Genomic DNA, 22,326 nt, shown 5'->3' on the forward strand with positions numbered 1-22,326 from the left:
ACGGCGCTTTGCGCCTTTGCCCACCCTACCAGACTCTCACGCCTTCTGTGCGTCCATCACCTTGCGCACGGCCGGGCGGTCCGACATGCGCTTGAAGTGATCGGCGATCTTTGGCGTGGCATTGATGTCGACGCTGTCGCCTTGAAGCCAGTGCGAGATCGTGTGGAGGTAGGGATCGCAGATCGTGAACTGGTCGCCCATCACCCAGGGGCCTTTGAACATCTTCTGTTCGATCAGGGAGAAGCAGGCTCCCATGGTCTTCGGGACCATCTCCTTCATGTCGGCGAACGAGCTCTCCTGCGTCGCCCAGCGCGCGCCGCGCATCTTGTGGGCGTGGTTGATGTGCACGGTCGAGCAGAGATAGGAGTTGAACGACTGCACCTGGGCGAAGTCGAAGGGATCGTCGAGCGGCGCGAGTTTCGCCTTGGGGAAGGTCTGCGCGATGTAGGCCAGCATCGCAGGCGTCTCGGTGAGGACGCCACGATCGGTCACCAGCGCCGGCACGCGGCCCTTCGGGTTGATCGCGAGATAGTCCGGGCTGTTCTGCTGGTTGTCCTTGAAGCTCAGCCGTTCAGCCGTGTAGTCCGCACCGGCCTCCTCCAGGGTCATGTAGGTGGCGAGTGCGCAGGTGCCGGTGGCGTAGTAGAGCTTGAGCATGTCGGACCTCATGGGAAAACTGGAAATTAGCGGCTGCGGGCCGCCAGGTCCATAGCACGGCATCCTCGGTGCTTTTGCTGTTCGCAGTTGCCCACCGCGGCCCGCCTATGCCAAGACGCTCGCAACTGGAGGGGCTTGGTCATGACGGTACTCGTCGCCGGGGGCGGCATCGGCGGGCTGACGCTTGCGCTCAGCCTGCACGGAATCGGGGTTCCCGTGAAAGTGTTCGAGAGCGTCGCGGAATTGAAGCCGCTCGGCGTCGGCATCAACGTGCTGCCGCATGCCGTGCGCGAGCTGATCGAGCTCGGGCTGATGGACAAGCTCGATGCCAGCGGCGTGCGCACCCGCGAGCTCGCCTATTTCTCCAAGCACGGCAAGCCGATCTGGAGCGAACCGCGCGGGCTGGAAGCCGGCTACAAATGGCCGCAGTTCTCGATCCATCGCGGCACGCTGCAGCAGCTCCTGCTCGACACCGCGATCGCGCGGCTCGGCCGCGACAACATCATGACCAGCCACCATCTGGCCGGCTGGACCGAAACGGCCGACGGCGTCCGCGCCGAGTTCATCGACCGAGCTACCGGCAAACCGGCCGGGACTTACGAAGGCGCCATCATGATCGCCGCCGACGGGATCCATTCCGCCGCGCGAGAAAAGCTCTATCCGCATGAGGGCCCGCCGCTCTGGAACGGCCGCATCCTCTGGCGCGGCGTGACGCCCTCAAAGGCCTTCTTGACCGGCCGCACCATGATCATGGCCGGCCACGAGATCCTGAAATTCGTCTGCTATCCGATCTCGAAAGAACCTGACGCCGCGGGTAACCATCTGATCAACTGGGTCGCCGAGCGCCACATGCCACCGACCTACCAGTGGCGGCGCGAGGATTATAACCGCACCGCCCGGCTGGAAGAGTTTTTGCCATGGTTCGAAAGCTGGCAGTTCGACTGGCTCGACGTGCCCGGCCTGATCAAAAACTGCCCGCACGCCTACGAATATCCACTGGTGGACCGCGATCCGGTGTCGCAATGGACTTTCGGCAAGGTCACGCTGATGGGCGACGCCGCGCATCCGATGTATCCGATCGGCTCGAACGGCGCCTCGCAGGCGATTCTCGATGCCCGCACCATCACCCGCGAGATTTTGGCCCATGGCCCGACGCAAGCCGCGCTGCTCGCCTATGAAGCCGAGCGGCGGCCTGCGACGACCGACCTTGTGCTGCTCAACCGCAAGAACGGCCCCGAGCAGGTGATGCAGCTCGTCGAGGAACGCGCGCCGGATGGCTTTGAGGTCGTCACCGACGTGCTGTCGCAAAAGGAGCTGGAAGACATCGCCGCGAACTACAAGCGCGTTGCGGGCTTCCAGGTCGAGGCGCTGAACGCGAAGCCGCCGATCGTGAGTGGGAATGCGCGCGCGAGGGCGTGAGCGCCCAAGAAACGAGATGCGCGTTAATGCGCCCTCGCCCCTTGCGGGAGAGGGCAGCTCCGCTGGTAGACACGAACTCGCTTGGGTGAGGGGTATGTCTCCGCGAGTCCAACTGGCTCTGAATTCGCGGAGAGATACCCCTCATCCGGCGCTACGCGCCACCTTCTCCCGCAAGGGGAGAAGGGAAGTGGAGTGCGCGGCTCGGCTATTTGCCCACCACTCTCGCCGCCTCCAGCAACCGTTCGCTCGCGCTGGCCGTCGCCAGCACGGTGCCGTCCTCACTCATGAGCTTGGCCTCGACGAACGCAATGGTCTTGCCGAGTTGCGTCACCCTGGCCTCGCCGATGATCGGACCCGGCCTTGCGGGGCTGAGGAAATTCACGGTCATGCTGATGGTGGTTGTGTAGAGCCGGCCCTCGCTCATCACCAGCACAGCCGGGCCCATGGTGTCGTCGAGCATGGCAGAGAGCAGGCCGCCCTGAATGAAGCCGGCAGGATTGCAGAACTCGGGCTTGCCCTCGAAGCCGAGCTTGATCCAGCCGTCCGCGGGACGGGCATCGAGCAGGCGCCATCCCAACAGCTCGGCGCAGGGCGGTTTCTTGAAATCGTCGAGCGCGGTCTTGACCATGCGAACCTCCGTGACCGTCAAGACCTAGCATAGACCTGCTGACACCCACATGGCAGCAGGCGCGCCGCCTGGGCCTCAGTCCAGCGCGCGTGCGATCACTTTGCGCATGACGTTGGGCAGCGCCTCGCCGGCCAGGGTTGCGATCGGCACCCAGCGCATGCCTTCGGGCGCGCGCGTGCGAGGCTCTGCCCTCGCGGTGTAGACCACGAGCTCCAGCGGGAAATGCGTGAAGACGTGGGTGACCACGCCGAGCTTGCGCTGCCATCGTGACAGCCCTTTTAATTCCGGGGCCTGCTGTTTTGCCGCCGCGTCCTCTTGTCCGGCGCGCCAGTCGGAACCCGGCACCTCGGTCATGCCGCCGAGCAATCCCTTTTCAGGTCGGCTGCGGACGAGCAGTTCGTCACCGCGCGTGACGACGAAAGCGGCACCACGCCGCAGCGTTCCGCTCTTCTTCGGCGCCTTGCGCGGAAACGTCTCCTGCGTACCCAGCGCACGCGCCGTGCAATCCTCATTCAACGGGCACAGCGAGCAGGCCGGCCTTTTCGGCGTGCAGATCGTGGCGCCGAGATCCATCAGCGCCTGGGCGCTGTCCCCGGCGCGCGAGTTGGCCAGCAGCGTCGCTGCCAGTTGCTGGATCAGCGGCTTGGCCTGCGGCAGCTCCTCCTCGACCGCAAACAGGCGCGACACCACCCGCTCGATATTGCCGTCGACGGGCATGGTGTGGCGATCGAACGCGATCGCCGCAATCGCCGCCGCCGTGTAGGGCCCGATGCCCGGAAGAGTTCGCAACCCCTCCTCGGTGTCTGGAAAGACACCGCCATGTTCGCGCGTGACCGCCACCGCACAGGCATAGAGATTGCGTGCACGCGAATAGTAGCCGAGCCCGGCCCACATCCGCAGCACGTCATCCTGCGAGGCATTCCCCAACGCCGTGACATCCTGCCAGCGCGCAACGAACTTCTCGAAATAGGGCCCGACCGCCTTCACCGTGGTCTGCTGAAGCATGATCTCCGACAACCAGACGCGGTAGGGATCCGACGTCTCGCCGGGCGCGGCGCGCCAAGGCAGACTGCGGCGGTGGCGGTCGTACCAGGCGAGCAGCGCGACCGGGCGCGACACGGTCTCGGACTTACTGGATTCCGATTTCGCCTTCAGGGCAGATTTGGGGCTCATGTCCTTACTGTAACGACAATACACTGCCCTCTCCACGTCATGCCCGTGCTCGTCGCGGGCATCCACGTCTTTCTTCGCTGCGAGGAATCTGCGGCTCGCCCGCCGAAGTGCTATAAGGCCCCATGTCCAAATTCCCTCCCAGACCCGGCCCCATCAGCGCCAAGCCGCTCGGGATCCTGCTCAACGACGTCTTTGCCGAGGCCTATGCCAAGCAGGGTTTTGCGGCGCGCGAGCTGGTGACGCGGTGGGAGCAGATTGCCGGGCCTGAGATCGCCGCCCATGCCGAGCCGCTCAAGATGCAATGGCCGCGGCCGGTCGAGGGCCAGCCGCAGGAACCGGCGACGCTGGTGTTGCGGGTCGAGGGTCCGATGGCGCTGGAGATCCAACACTCGGCCGACGTGATCCTGGAGCGGGTGAACCGCTTCTTCGGCTGGAGCGCGGTCGGCAAGCTCGCCTTCCGCCAGGCCCCCCTGTCGCGCCCACGGCGCCCGGTGCGGCCCGGCCCGCCGGACCCCAAGGCCATCGCCAAGGTGGCGGAGAGCCTGGGAGATATCGAAGATGAGGAATTGAAGACGGCGCTGGCGCGGCTCGGGGCCGCCATCAAGCGAAATTGAGCCTCATTTCGCGGCCAATCTGGACCCGCCCCTGTCGTCCGCCATTGCCTCAAACCACGTTTCAAGCTAGCGACAGGCCGCCCGGGAACCTTCATATGCCTCGGGGCGAGACCACGCCAATCCGGGAGCCGACCTTGATCATCACCCGCCGCGCCTTCACCATGATGCTGTCGCTGACCGGGCTTGCCGCGTTCGCCGGACTTTCCCCGCTGCGGTTGATTTCTGAAGCAATGGCGCAGAGCGCTGCCGATGTCGCCAAGCCGGTCTCGCTGCCTGACATGGCCTTGGGCTCGAAGGATGCCCCCGTCACGATCACCGAATACGCCTCGATGACCTGCCCGCATTGCGCGGCCTTCAACGAGCAGGTGTTCCCCAAGATCAAGTCGGAGTACATCGACACCGGCAAGGTCCGTTACATTTTCCGCGAGTTCCCGCTCGACATCAAAGCCGCTGCCGGCTCGATGCTGTCGCGCTGCATCGCCAATGGCGACGCGCCGAAATACTTCGCGGTCACCGACATGCTGTTCCGCCAGCAGAATGATTGGGTGACGAAGAACACCACGGAGACGCTGACGCGGATCGGCAAGCAGGCCGGTCTCACCCAGCAGCAGGTGGAAGCCTGCCTGAAGGACCAGGCGCTGCTCGACAAGATCGCCGCCGACCAGAAATATGCCAGCGACGTTCTGAAGGTCGATTCGACGCCGACGTTCTTCATCAAGGGCGAGAAGATCAAGGGCGAGGCCTCGTTCGAGGAATTCTCCAAGAAGATCAATCCGCTGCTGAAGAGCTGATTCGCTCGTCAAGATCCTGATTCGCATCTCGAAAGCCGTATCTTTCCCGGCAGAAATCCCTTGGGAAAAGCAGCTTTCGCAGGTTGCCCTCCCGGCGCACCGCGGCCATTGTCCGCGGCATGAGGCGCCCCGCGCGACTCGCCCAGACAGCGACATTGCCTTCCATGCTATTGTCCGGGCAGGGGGATTCGCGCCTGCCAACAGAGATGCGTGCTTATGAAAATCACCCGCCTGCGCCTACACGGCTTCAAGTCCTTCGTTGAGCCCACGGACTTCGTCATCGAGCCTGGCCTGACCGGCGTGGTCGGACCGAATGGCTGCGGCAAGTCGAATCTCGTCGAGGCGCTGCGCTGGGCGATGGGCGAGACCTCGTACAAGTCGCTGCGCGCCGCCGACATGGACGCGGTGATCTTCGCCGGTTCCGGCAACCGTCCCGCGCGCAACCACGCCGAAGTGACGATGACGATCGACAATGCCGATCGCACCGCGCCGGCGGCGATGAACGACAGCCAGCTACTCGAAATCTCCCGCCGCATCGAACGCGAAGCCGGCTCGGTCTATCGGATCAACGGCCGCGACGTCCGAGCCCGCGACGTGCAGATCCTGTTTGCGGATGCCGCCACCGGCGCGCGCTCGCCCGCCCTCGTCCACCAGGGCAAGATCGGCGAGATCATCCAGGCCAAGCCCGAGCAGCGCCGCCGCGTGCTGGAAGACGCCGCTGGCGTTGCCGGCCTGCACGCCCGCCGCCACGAGGCCGAGCTGCGGCTGAAAGCGGCCGAGACGAACCTCACCCGCGTCGAGGACGTGATCGGCCAGCTCGCCGGCCAGATGGAAGGCCTGAAGAAGCAGGCCCGCCAGGCCGTGCGTTATCGCGAAGTCGCGGCCAAGGTCCGCAAGGCCGAAGCCACGCTGTTCCATCTGCGCTGGATCGGCGCTCACGCCGACGTCAACGAATCCGGCCATACCCATAACCTCGCCGTGCGCGAGATGGCCGAACGCACCCAGCACCAGGCCGAAGCCGCCCGCATCCAGGCGATCCGTGCCGCCGAAATGCCGGCGCTGCGCGATGCCGAAGCCCGCGCCGCGGCGGGCCTTCAGCGCCTGACCAATGCCCGCGAGCTGCTTGACCGCGAGGAAGAGCGCGCCAAGGAGCGCGTCGCCGAGCTCGAGCGCCGCCTCGCCCAGTTCGAAGGCGACATCTCGCGCGCCCAGCAGCAGACCATGGATGCCGACGTCGCGCTGCAGCGGCTCGACACCGAAGATGCCGAGCTGAAGGAAGAGATCAAATCACGCGTCGAGAAGCGCTCCGGTGTCGACGAGCGCGTCGGCGAAGCCGAGGCGGTGCTGACCGAGACCGAGCAGCAGTTCGCCGAGCTCACCACCGCGCTCGCCGACCTCACCGCCAAGCGCAACCAGCTCGAGGCGAACGTCCGCACCCACCGCGACAAGCTCGCCCGTCTCGACCAGGAGATCGCGAACGTCGCGGCCGAAGAGCAGAAGCTCGCCGCCGAGACCGGTGGCTTCGGCGATCTCGACGAGCTGACCGCAACGGTCGAAACCGCCGAGCAGACGCTGGCCGCTTCGGAAGCCGCGGCACAGGCGAGCGAAGCCGCACATGTCGCCGCGCGCCAGACGCTGGAATCCTCGCGCTCGCCGCTCAATGAGGCCGACAAGCGCGTGCAGCGGCTCGATACCGAGGCACGCACGATCTCAAAAATCCTCAACGGCGAGACCAAGAATCTGTGGCCGCCGATCATCGACGGCATCACCGTCGACAAGGGCTTCGAAAAAGCCATCGGTGCAGCCCTCGGCGACGATCTCGATGCGCCCGTTGATCCGTCAGCGCCGATGCGCTGGACCAATGCCGGCGTCACCGAGGGCGATCCGGAATTGCCCGAAGGCGTCACCCCGCTCGCCAACCATGTTCAGGCGCCGGCCGAGCTGACGCGCCGCCTGGCTCAGATTGGCGTGGTGCCGCGCGAGCGCGGCGCCGAGCTGGTCTCGCAGCTCAAGACCGGCCAGCGACTGGTCTCGCCCGAAGGCGACGTCTGGCGCTGGGACGGCTTTGTCGCCGCCGCTCACGCCCCGACCGGCGCCGCACGGCGCCTCGCCGAGCGCGCCCGCCTCGTCGACATCGAGAACGAGCTGGAGCAGGCCCGCATCGACGCGCAGATCAAGCGCCAGGCGCTGGAGAATGCCGAGTCCGAATTGCAGATGGCGGCCAGCACCGAAGGTGCCAGCCGCGAGGCCTGGCGTGCCGCGCAGCGCGAGCTGAACGTCGCGCGCGAGCGCCACGCCGCCGCCGAGCGCGAGATCAGCCGCCACGCCGCGCGCAAGGCGACGCTGTCGGAAGCGCACAGCCGTCTCGCCGCCGACCGCGCGGAGGCCGAAGCCGCGTACGAATACGCCGAGGCCGGCATCAGCGAGCTGCCGTCCAGCGAGGACACCGAGACCCGTCTCGCCGCCGTCCGCAGCGACATCGAAGGCCATCGCCGCATCGCCGCCCAGGTCCGCGCCGAGGCGCAGGCGCTGGCGCGCGAAGCCGAGCTGGCCGACCGACGCGTCCAGGCGATCCTCGCCGAACGGACCGAATGGCAGAACCGCAAGGAGAGCGCGGCCTCCCATATCGACACCATTCAGGCTCGTATTGCCGAGCTCACGATCGAGCGCAGCGATCTCGAAAACGCGCCCGCCGTCTTCGCCGAGAAGCGCAGCGCCCTGATCACCGAGATCGAATATGCGGAGAACGACCGCCGCATGGCCGCCGACGCGCTCGCCGCCGCGGAAACCGCGATGGCCGAGACCGATCGCGTTGCCAAGCTGACACTCGAGGCGCTCTCCAGCTCGCGCGAGGCCACCGCCCGCGCCGAGGAGCGCATGGAGAGCGCGCGGCGCCGGCTCGAGGACATCGAGCGGGAGATCCGCGACATGCTCGAAGTCGAGCCGCAGGCCGTCGCCGGCCTCGCCGAGCTCGAGCCCGGCGCCGAGCTGCCGCCGCTGCACGACATCGAGGAAGATCTCGAAAAGATGCGCCGCGACCGCGAGCGCCTGGGCGCGGTCAATTTGCGCGCCGAGGAAGAGCTGCGCGAGGTCGAGACCCAGCACACCGGTCTCGTCACCGAGCGCGACGACCTGGTCGAAGCCATCAAGCGGCTGCGGCAGGGTATCCAGAGCCTCAACAAGGAAGCGCGCGAGCGCCTCCTGACCTCGTTCGAGGTCGTCAACAACCACTTCAAGCGCCTGTTCGTCGAGCTGTTCGGCGGCGGCGAAGCCGCACTGCACCTGATCGAGAGCGACGATCCGCTGGAAGCCGGTCTCGAAATCATCGCAAAACCGCCGGGCAAGAAGCCGCAGACGCTGTCGCTGCTCTCGGGTGGCGAGCAGGCGTTGACCGCGATGGCGCTGATCTTCGCGGTGTTCTTGACGAACCCCTCGCCGATCTGCGTGCTGGACGAAGTCGACGCGCCGCTCGACGACCACAACGTTGAACGGTACTGCAACCTGCTGCACGAGATGACCGGCTCGACCGACACGCGTTTCATCATCATCACGCACAACCCGATCACGATGGCGCGGATGAACCGTCTGTTCGGCGTCACCATGGCCGAGCGCGGCGTCTCCCAGCTCGTCTCGGTGAACCTGCAAGAGGCCGTGGACATTCTCGACCAGAACGTGGCGTGATATCTCTGCCATCATCCCGGGCTCGCGGAGCGAGAACCCGGAATGACGGTAGGCAATTATGATTTCCCCAACCCTTCCCGCCGAACTCAAAGCCGCGCTCGACGCGAAGCTGCAGGGCTTCTCCCGGACCGAGGCTGCCCAGCGCTCGCAGAAGATCTCGACCACCTATCGCGCCGGCGGCGGCTCCGGCTCGATCAAGTCCGAGGCCGATGCGCTCGCCTATGCGCTCGCGCGCATGCCGGCGACTTACGCTGCCGTCGCAGCAAGCCTGAGCGCGCTCACCGAGATCGCGCCGGACCTTGTTCCTCAATCATTGCTCGACGTCGGCGCAGGCCCGGGCACCGCGAGCTGGGCCGCCGCGGAGGCGTTTTCGTCGTTGCAGGATTTTACGCTGCTCGACGCCAACGCCACGCTGAGCCGGCTCGCGCTCGAGCTCGCGCGCGACAGCTCGCGGCTCTCTGATTGCCGCTATCTGCCGGGCGATGCGGCCACCAACCTCGCCGAGGTCTCGCTGGCCGATCTCGTCGTCGCGAGCTATGTCATCGGCGAGCTCGGCGAGAGCGATCAGCACAGGCTCGCCGAGACGATGTGGGCCAAAGCGCGCCACGCGCTGGTCGTGATCGAGCCCGGCACGCCTGCCGGCTATGCCCGCATCCTCGCACTGCGCCGGCAACTGATTGCGGCAGGTGCCTTCGTCGCCGCGCCCTGCCCGCATGAAAAGCCCTGCCCGCTCATCGCGCCCGACTGGTGCCATTTCAACCAGCGCCTACCGCGCTCGCAAGCGCACCGCCAGATCAAGGGCGCCGAGGTGCCGTTCGAGGACGAACGCTTCATCTACGTCGCCCTGACCCGGTCGCCGCCTGCGGCCCGCGCCGCGCGCGTGCTGGCGCCGCCGGATGTCGGCAAGGCCGAGATCACGGCCAAGCTCTGCACCGGCGACGGTGTCGCCATCACCAAGGTGCCGCGGCGCGACAAGGCCGCCTATGCGGGCGCCCGCCGCTGGTGCTGGGGTGATGCCGTTCTGTCCGAAAGTTAAGCCCGTTCGGCGCTTTTGCCTTGAACGCGGATGGGCTCCAATCCGACCAAGTCTTACCTTTCCTCCGCGCGGGGCTCTTCCCCGACCCGATTTTGGTTTACGCTGCCCACCCCAATTCCCTTCAGGAGTTTTCCATGTCGACCGGCTGGATCGTTCTCGGCGTCATCGTCGTCCTCGTGCTGTTCGCCTTCAGCGCCTACAACCGGCTGGTGGCGCTCGGCCAGCGCGTCGGCCAGGCCTTTGCCGATGTCGACGTGCAGCTCAAGCAGCGCCACGATCTGGTCCCGAATCTGGTCGAGACGGTGAAGGGTTATGCCTCGCATGAGCGCGGCACGCTCGACGACGTCATCAAGGCGCGCAATTCGGCGATGTCGGCGCAGGGGCCCGCGCAGGTGTCCGCCGCCGAGAACCAGCTCTCCGGCGCGCTCGGCCGGCTGATCGCGCTCTCCGAGGCGTATCCCGACCTCAAGGCCAACACCAATTTCCAGCAGCTCGCCAGCGAGCTCTCCGATCTCGAGAACAAGATCGCGGCGAGCCGCCGCTTCTTCAACAACGCGGTCCAGGAATACAACACCGGCATCCAGCAGATGCCCGCCGCTCTGTTCGCCGGCATGTTCGGCTTCACCAAGAAGGACTTCTTCGATCTCGGCGCGAGCCGTACCGAGGTCGAGGCTGCGCCTCAGGTGAAATTCTGATCTGAGCCAATAGGCCGGCAGGGCAACGCGTCATGGCCGCGTATGGTCTCTACACGCACATCGCCTCGAACAAATTTCGTTCGATGCTGCTGCTCGCCGGCCTGTTCGCGCTGGTCTATGTGCTGGTCTACGCCGGCGCGCTGGTCGCCGAGGTCGTCATCAACGGCAACGAGACCGTCGCCTATTACCTGAGCCGCGCCTTCACCGATTTGCTCAAAGCCGCACCCTTCGCGACGGTCGCGGCAATCGCCTGGATCATCATCGCCTATTTCTTCCACCAGTCGATGATCGACGCGGTGACCGGCGGCCACGATGTCACCCGTCAGGAAGAACCGCGGCTCTACAATCTGCTCGAAAATCTCTGCATCTCGCGCGGCATCACCATGCCGAAGCTGAAAATCATGGACTCTCCGGCGCTAAACGCGTTCGCGACCGGCCTCAACCCGCGGCAATATGCCGTTACTGTCACGACGGGTCTGCTGAAGGCGCTGAACGACCGGGAGATCGAGGCGGTGCTCGGCCACGAGCTCACCCACATCAAGAACGGCGACGTACAGCTGATGGTGGTCGCTGTCATCATCGCCGGCGTGGTCGGCTTCTTCGGCGAATTGTTCTTCCGGCTGTTCACGAATTTGAGCTGGAGCTCCGGCGGCTCGTGGTCGTCGGGCTCCTCCTCGTCATCGCGGTCGTCCTCGTCCTCGAGTGACAGCAAGAGCTCGGGCGGCGGCGCAATCGTCGTTATCATCATCGCGGTCGTGCTGATCGTGGTCGCCTGGCTGGTGTCGCAAGTGGTCAAGCTCGCGCTGTCGCGCTCGCGCGAATATCTGGCGGACGCCGGATCGGTCGAACTCACCAAAAATCCCGATGCCATGATCTCGGCGTTGCGCAAGATCGAGAACCGCGGCGAGCTGCCGGGCGCGACCTCGGCCGTGATGGAGCTGTGCGTCGACAATCCGCGCGAGGGCTTTGCCGATCTGTTCGCGACCCACCCTTCGGTGCAGTCCCGGGTCGATGCGCTGGTCAAGTTTGCCGGCGGTCACGATCCCGGTCCGCTGCCGGACCCCACTGATGAAACGAAACAGCCCGAAGCACAGGACGCCCCGCCGCCGCTGCCGCAAGGACCATGGAACGATGCAAGCAACCCGGCCAGTCCGCCGCCTGTGCCGGCTCCCAGCCCCTCCGGAACCGCGGCCGGCAACCCGATCGGGAATCCCATGGGCCCGTGGGGCCGCCACTAAACGCAGCCCGCGGCGAGTTTCACGGCGATCTGGAAAAACCTAGGGAATTGGCGCAACCGCTGCCTGTGGAATTGAATTCTCCCTTGTTTCTGCCATGTTCGCGCCCAACAGCAGACTTGGGACATCCTTGGGACATCGATTTGGGGCCCGGCCGATTGCGACCTCGCGATCGGGGGCGCGCGTTAGGGGACAGCAATGGCAAAGCCGGCAGTGGTTGTGGTGGGCGCGGACAAGGGCGGGGTTGGCAAGACCACGGTGTCGCGCACCTTGCTCGATTATTTTTCCGCCAACAACGTGCCGACCCGCGCCTTCGACACGGAATCCCCGCGCGGCACGCTGAAGCGCTTCCACCCCGACATCACCGAGATCGTCGACATGACGACGACGGCCGATCAGATGAAGATCTTCGATACGCTCAATGCGACCAGCCCATCGGTCACCGTGATCGACGTTCGCGCCGGCCTGCTCTCGCCGGCCCTGGCCTCGCTGCGCGACATCGGTTTCCTCGACGCCGCCAAGGCCGGCCAGATCACCTTCGCGGTGTTCCACATCCTGGGACCCTCGATCGCCTCGCTGGACGAAATTGCCGAGACGGCCGGTTTCATGACCGGCGCCAAGTATTTCCTGGTGAAGAACTTCATTAACGACACCCAGTTCTTCCAATGGGACCAGGCGACCTACAATTCCTACTTCCACCGCATCAAGGATGCGACCGAGCTGACCATCCCCAAGCTCAACGAAATGGCCTATGAGCAGGTCGAGGTCTCCTCTGTTCCGTTCCTGAAATTCGTCGCCAACAAGGGCATCAACGACGAGGCCGCGAACTATTCGTTCGTGCTGCGCGGTTATGTCCGGCACTGGCTGGCGAACGTCTGGAGCGAGTTCGACCGCATCCGCCTCACCGACATCGTCGGCTCCAAGCCGGGCGGCCGCAGCAGCGAAAAATAGTTGCAGAGTATGGGTGGATACGGCTGGATTGGGCGGTGAGTTCGCTCAGATAATAGCCCGTGATGCCCGCAACGCCCCTCTACATCATCTGCTCGCCCCGCCCGCAGGTCGGCAAGACCTTGCTGGCGCGGCTGCTCGCCGAACTCCTGCTGCTCAAGAACGGCAATGTCGCGGCCTTCGACGTCAATCTGAAGGAGCCGTCGCTGCTGGATTACCTGCCGAAGGTCACCGAAACCGCCGACGTGATCGACACCTACGGCAAGATGCAGCTGATGGACCGCGTCATCGTCGATGACGGGCTCGCCAAGGTCATCGACCTCGGCTTCCACGCCTTCGACGAATTCTTCAAGATGACCGACGAGATCGGCCTGCTCAAGGAAGCGGCGCGCCGGCACGTCACGCCGATGATCCTGTTCGTCGCCGACACCGACCGCGTCTCCGCACGCGCCCATGAGATGCTGCGCCAGCAGATCCCGCGGATGAACCTGATCACCGTCGACAACGAGTTCATCATCCGCGGCGAGCTGCCGCCCGCAATGGCCGGCGGCCGGCTGTTCCGCCTGCCGGCGCTGCCCGGCTTCCTCAAGACCTATATCGACCGGCTGAACTTCTCCTTCACCGGCTATCTGCGTCAGGAAAAGGACTCCTCGACCGAGCTGCACCAGTGGATCCGGCGGAATTACCTCGCCTTCCGCGAGCTCGAGCTCAGCCTGATCCTGCAACGGTCCTGAAGATTTTATCCGGGTAATATTGACGCTAAACGCCCTTGCTGCTACGCAGACTGCGCAACAGCGTCAGCAAGGCCCCTCCCCGTGAGCATCGACCGGAAAGCAGCCATCGCCGCCTACAAGGAGCGGAAGACCATCGCAGGCATCTACGTGGTCCATTGCGCGGCCTCGGGCGAGGCCTGGGTCGGCCAAGCGCCGAACCTCGAGACCATCCAGAACCGCACCTGGTTCACCCTGCGCCAGGGCAGCCACCCCTGCCGCAGCCTCCAGGCCGCCTGGAACGCGCATGGCGAGGCCGGCCTGACGTTCCGCGAATGCGAGCGTCTGGAGGATGAGGCGAGCGGCTATGTCAGGAGCGCGCTGCTAAGGAGCGCGTGGCGCACTGGCGGACCGAGTTGAAGGCGGAGGCGATCTGACGATCGCAGCGATCGCTCAGTGCCCCTCGAACGTCATCAGCGTGCGCACCGGAACGTCCATGGCGCGGAGCTTGGCGGCGCCGCCGAGCTCGGGCAGGTCGATGATGAAGCAGGCCGCGACGACATTGGCGCCGATCTGCCGCAGCAGCTTCACTGCGCCTTCCGCGGTGCCGCCGGTGGCGATGAGATCGTCGACCAGAATGACGCGCTCGCCGGGCGAAATGGCGTCAACATGCATCTCCATCTCGTCGATGCCATATTCGAGGGAGTAAGCGATGCGCACGGTGGTGTGCGGCAGCTTGCCCTTTTTGCGGATCGGCACGAACCCGGCCGAGAGCTGATGCGCCACGGCGCCGCCGATGATGAAGCCGCGCGCCTCCATGCCGGCGACCTTGTCGATCTTGTTGCCGGCCCAGGGATTGACCAGCTCGTCGACCGCGCGGCGGAAGGCGCGCGCGTCCGCCAGCAAGGTCGTGATGTCACGGAATATGATCCCCGGCTTGGGATAGTCAGGGATGGCGCGGACGCTCGCCTTCAGATCGTGATCAATGGTCATTGGTGCCTCTCAATTGACCGGCGCATCCAGCCGGAATGCATTCTCGACGATACGCAACCCAACCTCGTTGCCGAGCGACATCAGCGATTCCGGGTGGAATTGCACGCCGGCGACCGGCAGGGTCTTGTGCTCGAGCACCATGGCGACGCCGTCCTCGGTGCTGGCGGTGACGGACAAAACCTCCGGCATGCTGTCGCGCTCGACGAAGAGCGAATGGTAGCGGCCGATCACGATCTCGTTCGGCAGATTGCGCATCAGGCGCCCGCCGCGCACCTGCACACGCGAGGGCCGGCCGTGCGCGGGATGGGTGAGCTGGCCGAGTTCGCCGCCGAAATATTCGCCGATCGCCTGGACGCCGAGGCAGACGCCGAACACCGGCAGCTGGTTCTCCAGCGCCGCGTCGATGGTCGTCTTGATCCCGAAATCTTCCGGCCGGCCCGGGCCCGGCGACAACACCAGCAAATCCCACCTCTTCTGCTTGAGCATGTCGAGCGCATGCACATAGCGGACCACGGTGACGCTGGCGCCGACCTGACGGAAATAATCGGCAAGCATGTGCACAAAACTGTCATCATGGTCGATCAGCAGCACGCGCTTGCCCGAACCGGTGGCATCCGGGGCAAACGCCGACAGCGGCTTCGGCGGGTCGCCGCGCAATGCCTGGAACAAGGCTGCGGCTTTGACCTGACATTCGCGATCTTCCGCGGCGGGATCGGAGTCGAACAGACAGGTGGCGCCGACGCGGACCTCGGCGAGACCATCCTTCATGCGGATGGTGCGGATGGTGAGACCGGTGTTGATGCTGCCGTCGAAGTTCACCGCGCCGATCGCGCCGGCATACCAACGCCGTGGCGACCGCTCGTGATCCTCGACGAACTGCATCGCCCACAGCTTTGGTGCACCGGTCACGGTGACGGCCCAGGCATGGGTGAGAAAGGCGTCGAGCGCATCGAAACCGGGACGCAGCATGCCTTCGACGTGATCGACGGTGTGAAAGAGTTTTGAATAGGTCTCGATCTGCCGGCGCGCCAGCACCTTGATGGTGCCGGGGACACAGACGCGCGCCTTGTCGTTACGATCGACGTCGGTGCACATGTTGAGCTCGAACTCATCCTTCTCCGAGTTCAGGAGCTGGCGGATCTGCTCGGCATCGCCGATCGCATCGGTGCCGCGCGCGATCGTGCCTGAGATCGGGCAGGTCTCGACGCGGCGCCCGTCCGAGCGTACGAACATTTCCGGCGAAGCGGAGACGAGGAATTCGCCCTCGCCGAGATTCATCAGCGCGCCGTAGGGCGACGGGTTGATGACGCAGAGGCGCTGGAACACCTCGGCCGGCGAACGGTCGCAAGGCTCGGCGAAGAGCTGGCCCGGCACGGCCTCGAACAGATCGCCGCGGGCAAAGGCCGCGCGCGCGGTCTCGACGGTGGCCTGATATTCGCCGGGCGCGTGATCGGCAAAGCCCTGGCGCCCCGTCTTCAAATATGGGCTCTCGGCCGTCTCGCGCGACAGGCCTTCGGTCGATTTGCCCTTCCACCCGAAATCGTAGCTGAGCACGACGCCTCGCCCCGTAGCGCGGTCATAGGCGAGCAGGCGGTCGGGAACGTAAAGCACGATGTCGCGCTGGTCATTCTCGCGCGGCCGCTTCTGCACGAGGTCCTCGATCTGGAACACGAGGTCGTAGGCGAAGGCGCCGAACAGCCCGAGCAGCCCGTCGTCATTGGCGGAGAAGGCAGCGACGAGATCGCGTACCAGCGACATCACGCTGGCGCGGCGCGTGCGCTGGTCTTCCTCGATCGGCGCATCGCCGCGGATGATGTGCCCGGCAAGGCACGAAGCGGTTTTCTCGGAGACCACCACGCAGGGCTCGTGCAGGACGTCAGCGAGGAACGCGATCAGCACCTCGCCACGTGCGTTCAGCGCTTCCAGCTTGAAATTGACGCCCGTGGTTTCGAGTTTGAGCGGCGGATCGGAGAAGCCGAGGTCGAAGCTCTCGTAGCGGCCCGGCACGGTCGTGCCCGAGGACAGCACCACGCCGCGGCGGCGGTCGAGCAGGCTGACGAGATCGTCGAGCCGGTTGGCGCCGCCGCTAAACTGTTCGGCCACGCGCGTGATCGCGACACCGCCGCGGGTGACGTAGTCGCTTCTGGCCGGGAGGGCAAAGACAGTCCTGTTCATGGTGTCCTCTTACGAAACTTGCCGAGGGAACGCCACACAGGACAAACGATCAGGCCGCCGCGCTGTGCTGGCGACCTTCGACGATTTTGGGAAAAGAAATCGCACCGGCCACCTCTTAGGAGGTGCGCCACCAACGACGGGATGGGCGGGCAGCGGTGCTCATGGGCAGGATACTCACCATGGCGCAGGGACGGCGTCAAGGGTGGCTAGGCGGCCGTAGCCCGGATGGAGCGCAGCGCAATCCGGGGTTCAGTCCCACGATAGACGGCCCCGGATTACGCTGCGCTCCATCCGGGCTACAGGTGATCAGCCCAGATGCTTCCTGAAAAACTCCGTTGCCCTGCCCCAGGCGAGTTCGGCGGCTTCGCGGTCGTGCACGGCCTGGCGCTGCTCGTTGACGAAGGCGTGCTCGGCGTCATAGCGGAACAGCTCCAGCGACTTGCCAGCGGCCTTCATCGCCTTCTCGAAGCCGTTGACCAGATCCGGCGTGCACCAATCGTCCTTGTTGGCGAAATGGGCTTGAAGCGGGATCTTGACGTCGGCGGGCTTGGCCGCCTGCTCCGGCGGGATGCCGTAGAACACGACACCGGCGGCAAGCTCGGGCACGTGCACCGCGCCGATGATGGTGACGGCGCCGCCGAGGCAGAAGCCTGTTAGCCCGACCTTGGCGCCGTTGCGTGACAGATATTGCGTGGCGCCGCGCACGGTCTGGGTGGTGGCGTCCATGAAGTCGAGCGAGTTCATCTCTTTGCCGGCCGCATCCGTGTCATGATACGGCACCACCTTGCCCTTGTAGAGATCGGGCGCCAGCGCATCGAAGCCGGCGAGCGCAAACCGGTCGCACAAACCCTTGATCTGGTCCGACAGGCCCCACCATTCCTGGACCACGACCACGCCCGGCGCGTTGCCGCGTGCGGCGTTTGCAAGATAGCCTGAGGCGTCCTTGCCATCCGGACGCTTGAAGGTGATGACAGTTCCCATGGTAGTCCTCCGATGGGTTTCTGGGGAGCGGTTGGCGGTATTTTGGCTGCTGCGCGCACGATAGGCAATCGCTCCGAACAACACACGCGCGTGTGCAACAAAAAAGCCCCTTGCGGGGGCTTCTTCAATTTCGCCTCGCGCGCGCGGCTCAGTGCGAGTCGGCCCAGACCTTCTTCTTGGTGAAGTACATCAGCAACGCGAAGATGATCAGGAACACGAACACCTGGAGGCCGAGGTGCTTGCGCGCTTCCATGTGCGGTTCGGCGGTCCACATCAGGAACGTGGTGACGTCCTTGGCGTACTGCGCAACCGTCGCCGGCGAGCCATCGTCATAGGTCACCTGGCCGTCGCTGAGCGGCTTCGGCATCTTGATCGCATGGCCCGGGAAGTACTTGTTGTAGTAGGAGCCTTCCGGGATGGTCACGCCTTCCGGCGCCTTGTCCTCGAAGCCCTGGAGCACGGCCGCGACATAGTCCGGGCCCTGCTCCTGATACTGGCTGAAGAAGTCGACGAGGAACATAGGGAAGCCGCGACCATACGAACGCGCCTTGGTGATCAGCGACAAATCGGGCGGCGCTGCGCCGCCGTTCGCCGCACGAGCCGCCTGCTCGTTGGGGAACGGCGAGGGGAAGTAATCAGCCGGCCGGCCCGGGCGCTCGAACATCTCGCCCTGGTCGTTCGGACCGTCCTTGACCTTGTAGTCGGAAGCAAACGCTGCGACCTGCGCCGCCGAATAGCCGGGGCCGCCGGGATCGCCGAGATTGCGGAAGGCAATGAAGGACAGAGCGTGACAGTTGGAGCAGACTTCCTTGTAGACCTTTAGGCCGCGCTGGAGCGCACCGCGGTCATACTTGCCGAAAGGGCCCGCGAACGACCAGCTGTTGCCCGGCGGCTTGGTGCCGCCTTCCTCGGCGCGAGCTTTACCGGCCGATCCCGCGAACAACGCGCCTGCCAGGGCAAGCACAATCGCAGTCGAGACCATCGGCGTCGACCTGCTGCCGGTCTTGGCAAGCACTGCGTCCGAGATCGAGTTCGGCACCGGCCGCGGGGTCTCGATGCGCGCGAGCAGCGGCAGCACGATCAGGAAGTAGGCGAAGTAGCAGACCGTCAGGACCCGGCCGGCGATCACGTAAATGCCTTCCGGCGGCTGCGCGCCGAGGTAGCCGAGCAGGATACAGACCGCGACGAAGATCCAGAAGAACTGCTTGGCCAGCGGACGGTACTTCGACGACCTGGTCTTGGCGGCATCGAGCCAGGGCAGGAAGCACAGGATGATGATCGCCGAGAACATCCCGATCACACCCGCGAGCTTGTTCGGGATCGAGCGCAGGATCGCGTAGAACGGCAGGTAATACCATTCCGGCACGATGTGCGGCGGCGTCACGCCCGGGTTCGCCGGAATGTAGTTGTCGGCGTCGCCGAGGTAATTCGGCATGTAGAAGATGAACCAGGCGTAGAGCAGCAGGAAGCAGGCGACGCCGAAGCCGTCCTTGATGGTCGCATGCGGCGTGAACGGCACCGTGTCCTTTTCCGTCTTCGGCTCGACGCCGTCAGGATTGTTCTGGCCGGCCACGTGCAGCGCCCAGACGTGGAGCACGACGACGCCCGCGATCAGGAAGGGCAGCAGGTAGTGCAGCGAGAAGAAGCGGTTCAGCGTCGGGTTGCCGACCGAATAGCCGCCCCACAGCAGCGTCACGATGCTCTCGCCGACATAGGGAATGGCGGAGAACAGGTTGGTGATGACGGTGGCGCCCCAGAAGCTCATCTGGCCCCACGGCAGCACGTAGCCCATGAAGCCCGTCGCCATCATCAGGAGGTAGATGATGACGCCGAGGATCCACAGCACCTCGCGCGGCTCCTTGTAGGAGCCGTAATAGAGCCCGCGCAGCATGTGGACGTAGACCGCAAAGAAGAACATCGACGCGCCGGAGGCGTGCATGTTGCGCAACAGCCAGCCGTAATTGACGTCACGGACCAGAAGCTCGACCGACTTGAAGGCGAGATCGGCATGCGGCGTGTAGTGCATCGCCAGGATCACGCCGGTCAGGATCTGCATCCCGAGCATGAAGGAGAGGATGGCGCCGAAGGTCCACCAGTAGTTCAGATTACGCGGGGTGGGATAGATGACGAAGGAGGAATGGACGAGACCCAGGATCGGCAGACGCCGCTCGATCCATTGCAGGGCCGGATTGCTCGGCTGGTAGTCGGATGGTCCGCTCATGATGCGATCCTGAGGAAATAATACGACGAGACGGTTCGAGGCTTCGGACGCGGGTCCGAAGCTCAGCCGATCTGGATTTTGGTGTCGGAAACGAACTGATACGGCGGCACTGCCAGGTTCGCGGGCGCGGGCCCCTGGCGGATGCGGCCGGACGAATCGTACTGCGAACCATGGCAGGGGCAGAAGAACCCGTCGTAATTGCCTTCATGGGCGATCGGGATGCAGCCGAGATGGGTGCAGATGCCGATCACGACCAGCCACTGGTCATGGCCGGATTTGACCCGGGCTTCGTCGGACTGCGGATCGGGCAGGCTCGCTACCGGAACGGCGCGCGCCTCGTCGATCTGCTTCTTGGTGCGGTGGCTGATGTAGATCGGCTTGCCGCGCCAGAACACCTTGATGTCCTGCCCCTCGGCGACCGGGCTCAGATCGACCTCGATCGGCGCACCGGCGGCGATGGTCGAGGCGTCCGGATTCATTTGGGAGATAAAGGGCCAGAGCGCGGCTGCGCCCCCTACTGCTGCAGCTGCCCCCGTGGCCACGAATAAGAAATCACGGCGTGTCGGATGGTCCGCCGAAGACGCTGTCGTCACGATTCCAACCCTTTCTTCTTATGCTGCCAACGGAACCGTTCCGGGAGCCCCCAAGGTCCCCGGAACAGTCTGCCGGCGCCCGCGGCCCCCCGCGGCGGCAGAACTTGGCTAGTCTCCACCAAAACAAGGCGAAAACAGCAGTCCAGAATCGTTCTATTGGCACCCTTGCAAGGCGAGCGCAAGCCCGCTAACCGCGCGGGAGCGTGCAATGCACGAATTCCGCGGCCGGCGATGTTTTATTGAGACATTCCCGGCCCACAGCTGACCGATCACCGCCCATGCAGATCGCACTTTTCCAACCCGACATCCCGCAGAACACGGGCACGATTCTCCGCCTGTGCGCCTGTCTGGGCATCGCCGCCCACATCATCGAGCCGGCCGGCTTCCCGGTCTCCGACCGGCATTTCCGCCGGGCGGGAATGGACTACCTCGACCATGTCAGCATCGTCAGGCACGATTCCTGGGCGACGTTCGAGGAGTGGCGGGCCGGCCAAGGTACCCGCCTGCTGCTGTTCACCACCAAAGCCGCGACCGACTACCGCGATTTCCGTTACCAGACGTCGGACATCCTGCTATTCGGGCGCGAGAGCGCCGGCGTCACCGATGCGGTGGTCGATGCCGCGGATGCGCGGCTGGTGATCCCGATTACGCCCGGGCTGCGGTCGCTCAACGTCGCCATGAGCGCGGCGATGGCCGCAGGCGAAGCGTTGCGGCAGGTCCGGAACCCGCTCGGTTGATATGACGAGGAGAGAGCAGTGAGTTACGCGGTCAAGGAAATCTTCCTGACCCTGCAAGGCGAAGGCGCCCATGCCGGGCGCGTATCCGTGTTCTGCCGTTTTGCCGGCTGCAACCTCTGGAGCGGCCGCGAGGCCGACCGCAGCGAGGCCATATGTCAGTTCTGCGACACGGATTTCGTCGGCACCGACGGCACGCTCGGCGGCCGCTACGCCACGGCCGTGGAACTCGCCGACACCGTCGCCGCGCAATGGACCGGATCGGCCTCCAACCGCTACGTGGTGCTGACCGGCGGCGAGCCCCTGCTCCAGGTCGATGACGCGCTGGTCGAGGCGCTCCATGCCCGCGGCTTCGAGATCGGCGTCGAGACCAACGGCACGGTCGTGCCGCCGGAGGGACTCGACTGGATCTGCGTCAGCCCCAAGGGCGGCAGCGAGCTGGTGCTGCGCCAGGGGCACGAACTGAAGCTGGTCTATCCGCAGGCCCTGGCCGCACCCGAAACTTTCGAAAGCCTCGCCTTCGAGCGCTTCTCGCTGCAGCCGATGGACGGACCCGAGGTCGCAGAGAACACCGCGCGCGCGATCGACTATTGCCTGCGCCATCCGCAGTGGCGGCTCAGCGTACAGACGCATAAATCGCTCGGCATCAGATAGGACGGGTTGACGGACAGATGTGGGAATTGACGAAATCGTTCCGCTTCGAGGCGGCGCATACGCTGTCGGGAACGACCTTTGGTGCGGCGAGCGAAGAGATCCACGGCCACTCCTTCCGCGCCGAGGTGACGGTGCGCGGCACGCCGGACCCTGCGACCGGCATGGTGGTCGACCTCGGCCTGCTCGAGCGCGCCATCGAGGAGGTGCGCCTGACGCTCGACCACAAGTTCCTCAACAAGATCGAGGCACTGGGCACGCCGACGCTGGAAAACCTGTCGCGCTTCGTCTGGGAGCGGCTCGCGCATATCGGCAAGCTCACCCGTGTCAGCATCCATCGCGACAGTTGCAACGAGAGCTGCGCCTATTACGGTCCGCAAGCATGAGATCT

At 65.2% G+C, this 22,326-nt stretch carries 20 protein-coding genes and 1 pseudogene; 13 read left to right on the plus strand and 8 right to left on the minus strand.

Annotated features, from left to right (window positions below; all coding sequences use genetic code 11):
* Positions 1 to 36: 36 nt before the first annotated feature.
* Positions 37 to 657 carry a glutathione S-transferase family protein gene (locus ACTGJ9_RS34720; RefSeq protein ID WP_456674710.1) on the minus strand — a complete coding sequence of 207 codons (621 nt, stop codon included), beginning with the start codon at positions 655 to 657 and terminating at the stop codon, positions 37 to 39.
* 141 nt (positions 658 to 798) lie between these two features.
* On the opposite strand from ACTGJ9_RS34720, the gene ACTGJ9_RS34725 reads away from it, so the two are divergent.
* The gene (locus ACTGJ9_RS34725; protein WP_456674711.1) at positions 799 to 2,076 is read left to right on the plus strand and encodes a flavin-dependent oxidoreductase; all 1,278 of its coding nucleotides are present in this window, start codon (positions 799 to 801) and stop codon (positions 2,074 to 2,076) included.
* A 205-nt stretch (positions 2,077 to 2,281) separates the two neighbouring features.
* On the opposite strand, the gene ACTGJ9_RS34730 is transcribed toward ACTGJ9_RS34725, so the two are convergent.
* Together ACTGJ9_RS34730 and mutY are read right to left on the minus strand one after the other, a co-directional pair.
* Positions 2,282 to 2,704, minus strand: coding sequence for a PaaI family thioesterase (locus ACTGJ9_RS34730; RefSeq protein WP_456674712.1), 423 nt, complete (start codon positions 2,702 to 2,704; stop codon positions 2,282 to 2,284).
* 75 nt (positions 2,705 to 2,779) lie between these two features.
* Positions 2,780 to 3,877, minus strand: a complete 1,098-nt coding sequence (gene mutY / locus ACTGJ9_RS34735) for an A/G-specific adenine glycosylase (protein WP_456674713.1) — start codon at positions 3,875 to 3,877, stop codon at positions 2,780 to 2,782.
* Between the two features lie 122 nt (positions 3,878 to 3,999).
* Here mutY and ACTGJ9_RS34740 point away from each other — a divergent pair, with 122 nt between their 5' ends.
* The 9 genes and pseudogenes from ACTGJ9_RS34740 to ACTGJ9_RS34780 all read left to right on the plus strand — a co-directional run bounded on the left by ACTGJ9_RS34740 (position 4,000) and on the right by ACTGJ9_RS34780 (position 14,024).
* Positions 4,000 to 4,491 carry a DUF721 domain-containing protein gene (locus ACTGJ9_RS34740; protein WP_456674714.1) on the plus strand — a complete coding sequence of 164 codons (492 nt, stop codon included), beginning with the start codon at positions 4,000 to 4,002 and terminating at the stop codon, positions 4,489 to 4,491.
* 134 nt (positions 4,492 to 4,625) lie between these two features.
* The gene (locus ACTGJ9_RS34745; RefSeq protein WP_456678721.1) at positions 4,626 to 5,282 is read left to right on the plus strand and encodes a DsbA family protein; all 657 of its coding nucleotides are present in this window, start codon (positions 4,626 to 4,628) and stop codon (positions 5,280 to 5,282) included.
* A 216-nt stretch (positions 5,283 to 5,498) separates the two neighbouring features.
* The gene (gene smc / locus ACTGJ9_RS34750; protein ID WP_456674715.1) at positions 5,499 to 8,963 is read left to right on the plus strand and encodes a chromosome segregation protein SMC; all 3,465 of its coding nucleotides are present in this window, start codon (positions 5,499 to 5,501) and stop codon (positions 8,961 to 8,963) included.
* Positions 8,964 to 9,021: 58 nt separating this feature from the next.
* Positions 9,022 to 9,999, plus strand: a complete 978-nt coding sequence (locus ACTGJ9_RS34755) for a small ribosomal subunit Rsm22 family protein (RefSeq protein WP_456674716.1) — start codon at positions 9,022 to 9,024, stop codon at positions 9,997 to 9,999.
* 134 nt (positions 10,000 to 10,133) lie between these two features.
* Positions 10,134 to 10,694: a LemA family protein gene (locus tag ACTGJ9_RS34760; RefSeq protein ID WP_354083569.1), complete on the plus strand. Its 561-nt coding sequence runs from the start codon at positions 10,134 to 10,136 to the stop codon at positions 10,692 to 10,694.
* A 32-nt stretch (positions 10,695 to 10,726) separates the two neighbouring features.
* Complete coding sequence (locus ACTGJ9_RS34765; protein WP_456674717.1) at positions 10,727 to 11,932, plus strand: M48 family metallopeptidase; 1,206 nt, start codon at positions 10,727 to 10,729, stop codon at positions 11,930 to 11,932.
* Between the two features lie 195 nt (positions 11,933 to 12,127).
* On the plus strand, positions 12,128 to 12,880 hold the full coding sequence (locus ACTGJ9_RS34770; RefSeq protein WP_456674718.1) for a hypothetical protein: 753 nt from the start codon (positions 12,128 to 12,130) through the stop codon (positions 12,878 to 12,880).
* Between the two features lie 62 nt (positions 12,881 to 12,942).
* Positions 12,943 to 13,611 carry a hypothetical protein gene (locus tag ACTGJ9_RS34775; RefSeq protein ID WP_456674719.1) on the plus strand — a complete coding sequence of 223 codons (669 nt, stop codon included), beginning with the start codon at positions 12,943 to 12,945 and terminating at the stop codon, positions 13,609 to 13,611.
* Between the two features lie 81 nt (positions 13,612 to 13,692).
* A pseudogene (locus ACTGJ9_RS34780) lies at positions 13,693 to 14,024 on the plus strand (GIY-YIG nuclease family protein).
* Between the two features lie 16 nt (positions 14,025 to 14,040).
* Here the strand turns inward: ACTGJ9_RS34780 and ACTGJ9_RS34785 are convergent.
* From ACTGJ9_RS34785 to petA, 5 genes are all read right to left on the minus strand, one after another.
* Positions 14,041 to 14,580, minus strand: coding sequence for an adenine phosphoribosyltransferase (locus ACTGJ9_RS34785; RefSeq protein ID WP_456674720.1), 540 nt, complete (start codon positions 14,578 to 14,580; stop codon positions 14,041 to 14,043).
* Positions 14,581 to 14,589: 9 nt separating this feature from the next.
* Positions 14,590 to 16,755, minus strand: a complete 2,166-nt coding sequence (locus ACTGJ9_RS34790; RefSeq protein ID WP_456674721.1) for an anthranilate synthase component I — start codon at positions 16,753 to 16,755, stop codon at positions 14,590 to 14,592.
* A gap of 306 nt (positions 16,756 to 17,061) precedes the next feature.
* Positions 17,062 to 17,736: a dienelactone hydrolase family protein gene (locus ACTGJ9_RS34795; protein ID WP_456674722.1), complete on the minus strand. Its 675-nt coding sequence runs from the start codon at positions 17,734 to 17,736 to the stop codon at positions 17,062 to 17,064.
* Positions 17,737 to 17,884: 148 nt separating this feature from the next.
* Entirely contained in the window at positions 17,885 to 19,957 is a 2,073-nt protein-coding gene (gene fbcH / locus ACTGJ9_RS34800; protein WP_456674723.1) for a cytochrome b/c1, read from the minus strand.
* 62 nt (positions 19,958 to 20,019) lie between these two features.
* Positions 20,020 to 20,550 carry a ubiquinol-cytochrome c reductase iron-sulfur subunit gene (gene petA, locus ACTGJ9_RS34805; RefSeq protein WP_456674724.1) on the minus strand — a complete coding sequence of 177 codons (531 nt, stop codon included), beginning with the start codon at positions 20,548 to 20,550 and terminating at the stop codon, positions 20,020 to 20,022.
* A gap of 278 nt (positions 20,551 to 20,828) precedes the next feature.
* Here petA and ACTGJ9_RS34810 point away from each other — a divergent pair, with 278 nt between their 5' ends.
* The 3 genes from ACTGJ9_RS34810 to ACTGJ9_RS34820 are packed head-to-tail and all read left to right on the plus strand — an operon-like array spanning position 20,829 to position 22,321.
* A complete protein-coding gene (locus ACTGJ9_RS34810) occupies positions 20,829 to 21,287 on the plus strand; it encodes a tRNA (cytidine(34)-2'-O)-methyltransferase (RefSeq protein WP_456674725.1) in 459 nt (152 codons plus the stop codon).
* A gap of 18 nt (positions 21,288 to 21,305) precedes the next feature.
* The gene (gene queE, locus ACTGJ9_RS34815; protein ID WP_456674726.1) at positions 21,306 to 21,938 is read left to right on the plus strand and encodes a 7-carboxy-7-deazaguanine synthase; all 633 of its coding nucleotides are present in this window, start codon (positions 21,306 to 21,308) and stop codon (positions 21,936 to 21,938) included.
* 17 nt (positions 21,939 to 21,955) lie between these two features.
* Positions 21,956 to 22,321 (plus strand): 6-pyruvoyl trahydropterin synthase family protein, encoded by a 366-nt coding sequence (locus ACTGJ9_RS34820; protein ID WP_456674727.1) that lies wholly within the window; start codon positions 21,956 to 21,958, stop codon positions 22,319 to 22,321.
* Positions 22,322 to 22,326: the final 5 nt, after the last annotated feature.

It is taken from the genome of Bradyrhizobium sp. RDM12, assembly GCF_051917485.1.
Taxonomy (GTDB): Bacteria; Pseudomonadota; Alphaproteobacteria; order Rhizobiales; family Xanthobacteraceae; genus Bradyrhizobium.

Bases quoted from the DNA above. Each gene is read 5' to 3' on its own strand.
- ACTGJ9_RS34720 (WP_456674710.1), bottom strand. From the start codon at position 657: ATGCTCAAGCTCTACTACGCCACCGGCACCTGCGCACTCGCCACCTAC.
- ACTGJ9_RS34725 (WP_456674711.1), top strand. From the start codon at position 799: ATGACGGTACTCGTCGCCGGGGGCGGCATCGGCGGGCTGACGCTTGCG.
- ACTGJ9_RS34730 (WP_456674712.1), bottom strand. From the start codon at position 2,704: ATGGTCAAGACCGCGCTCGACGATTTCAAGAAACCGCCCTGCGCCGAG.
- mutY (WP_456674713.1), bottom strand. From the start codon at position 3,877: ATGAGCCCCAAATCTGCCCTGAAGGCGAAATCGGAATCCAGTAAGTCC.
- ACTGJ9_RS34740 (WP_456674714.1), top strand. From the start codon at position 4,000: ATGTCCAAATTCCCTCCCAGACCCGGCCCCATCAGCGCCAAGCCGCTC.
- smc (WP_456674715.1), top strand. From the start codon at position 5,499: ATGAAAATCACCCGCCTGCGCCTACACGGCTTCAAGTCCTTCGTTGAG.
- ACTGJ9_RS34755 (WP_456674716.1), top strand. From the start codon at position 9,022: ATGATTTCCCCAACCCTTCCCGCCGAACTCAAAGCCGCGCTCGACGCG.
- ACTGJ9_RS34760 (WP_354083569.1), top strand. From the start codon at position 10,134: ATGTCGACCGGCTGGATCGTTCTCGGCGTCATCGTCGTCCTCGTGCTG.
- ACTGJ9_RS34765 (WP_456674717.1), top strand. From the start codon at position 10,727: ATGGCCGCGTATGGTCTCTACACGCACATCGCCTCGAACAAATTTCGT.
- ACTGJ9_RS34770 (WP_456674718.1), top strand. From the start codon at position 12,128: ATGGCAAAGCCGGCAGTGGTTGTGGTGGGCGCGGACAAGGGCGGGGTT.
- ACTGJ9_RS34775 (WP_456674719.1), top strand. From the start codon at position 12,943: ATGCCCGCAACGCCCCTCTACATCATCTGCTCGCCCCGCCCGCAGGTC.
- ACTGJ9_RS34785 (WP_456674720.1), bottom strand. From the start codon at position 14,580: ATGACCATTGATCACGATCTGAAGGCGAGCGTCCGCGCCATCCCTGAC.
- ACTGJ9_RS34790 (WP_456674721.1), bottom strand. From the start codon at position 16,755: ATGAACAGGACTGTCTTTGCCCTCCCGGCCAGAAGCGACTACGTCACC.
- ACTGJ9_RS34795 (WP_456674722.1), bottom strand. From the start codon at position 17,736: ATGGGAACTGTCATCACCTTCAAGCGTCCGGATGGCAAGGACGCCTCA.
- fbcH (WP_456674723.1), bottom strand. From the start codon at position 19,957: ATGAGCGGACCATCCGACTACCAGCCGAGCAATCCGGCCCTGCAATGG.
- ACTGJ9_RS34810 (WP_456674725.1), top strand. From the start codon at position 20,829: ATGCAGATCGCACTTTTCCAACCCGACATCCCGCAGAACACGGGCACG.
- ACTGJ9_RS34820 (WP_456674727.1), top strand. From the start codon at position 21,956: ATGTGGGAATTGACGAAATCGTTCCGCTTCGAGGCGGCGCATACGCTG.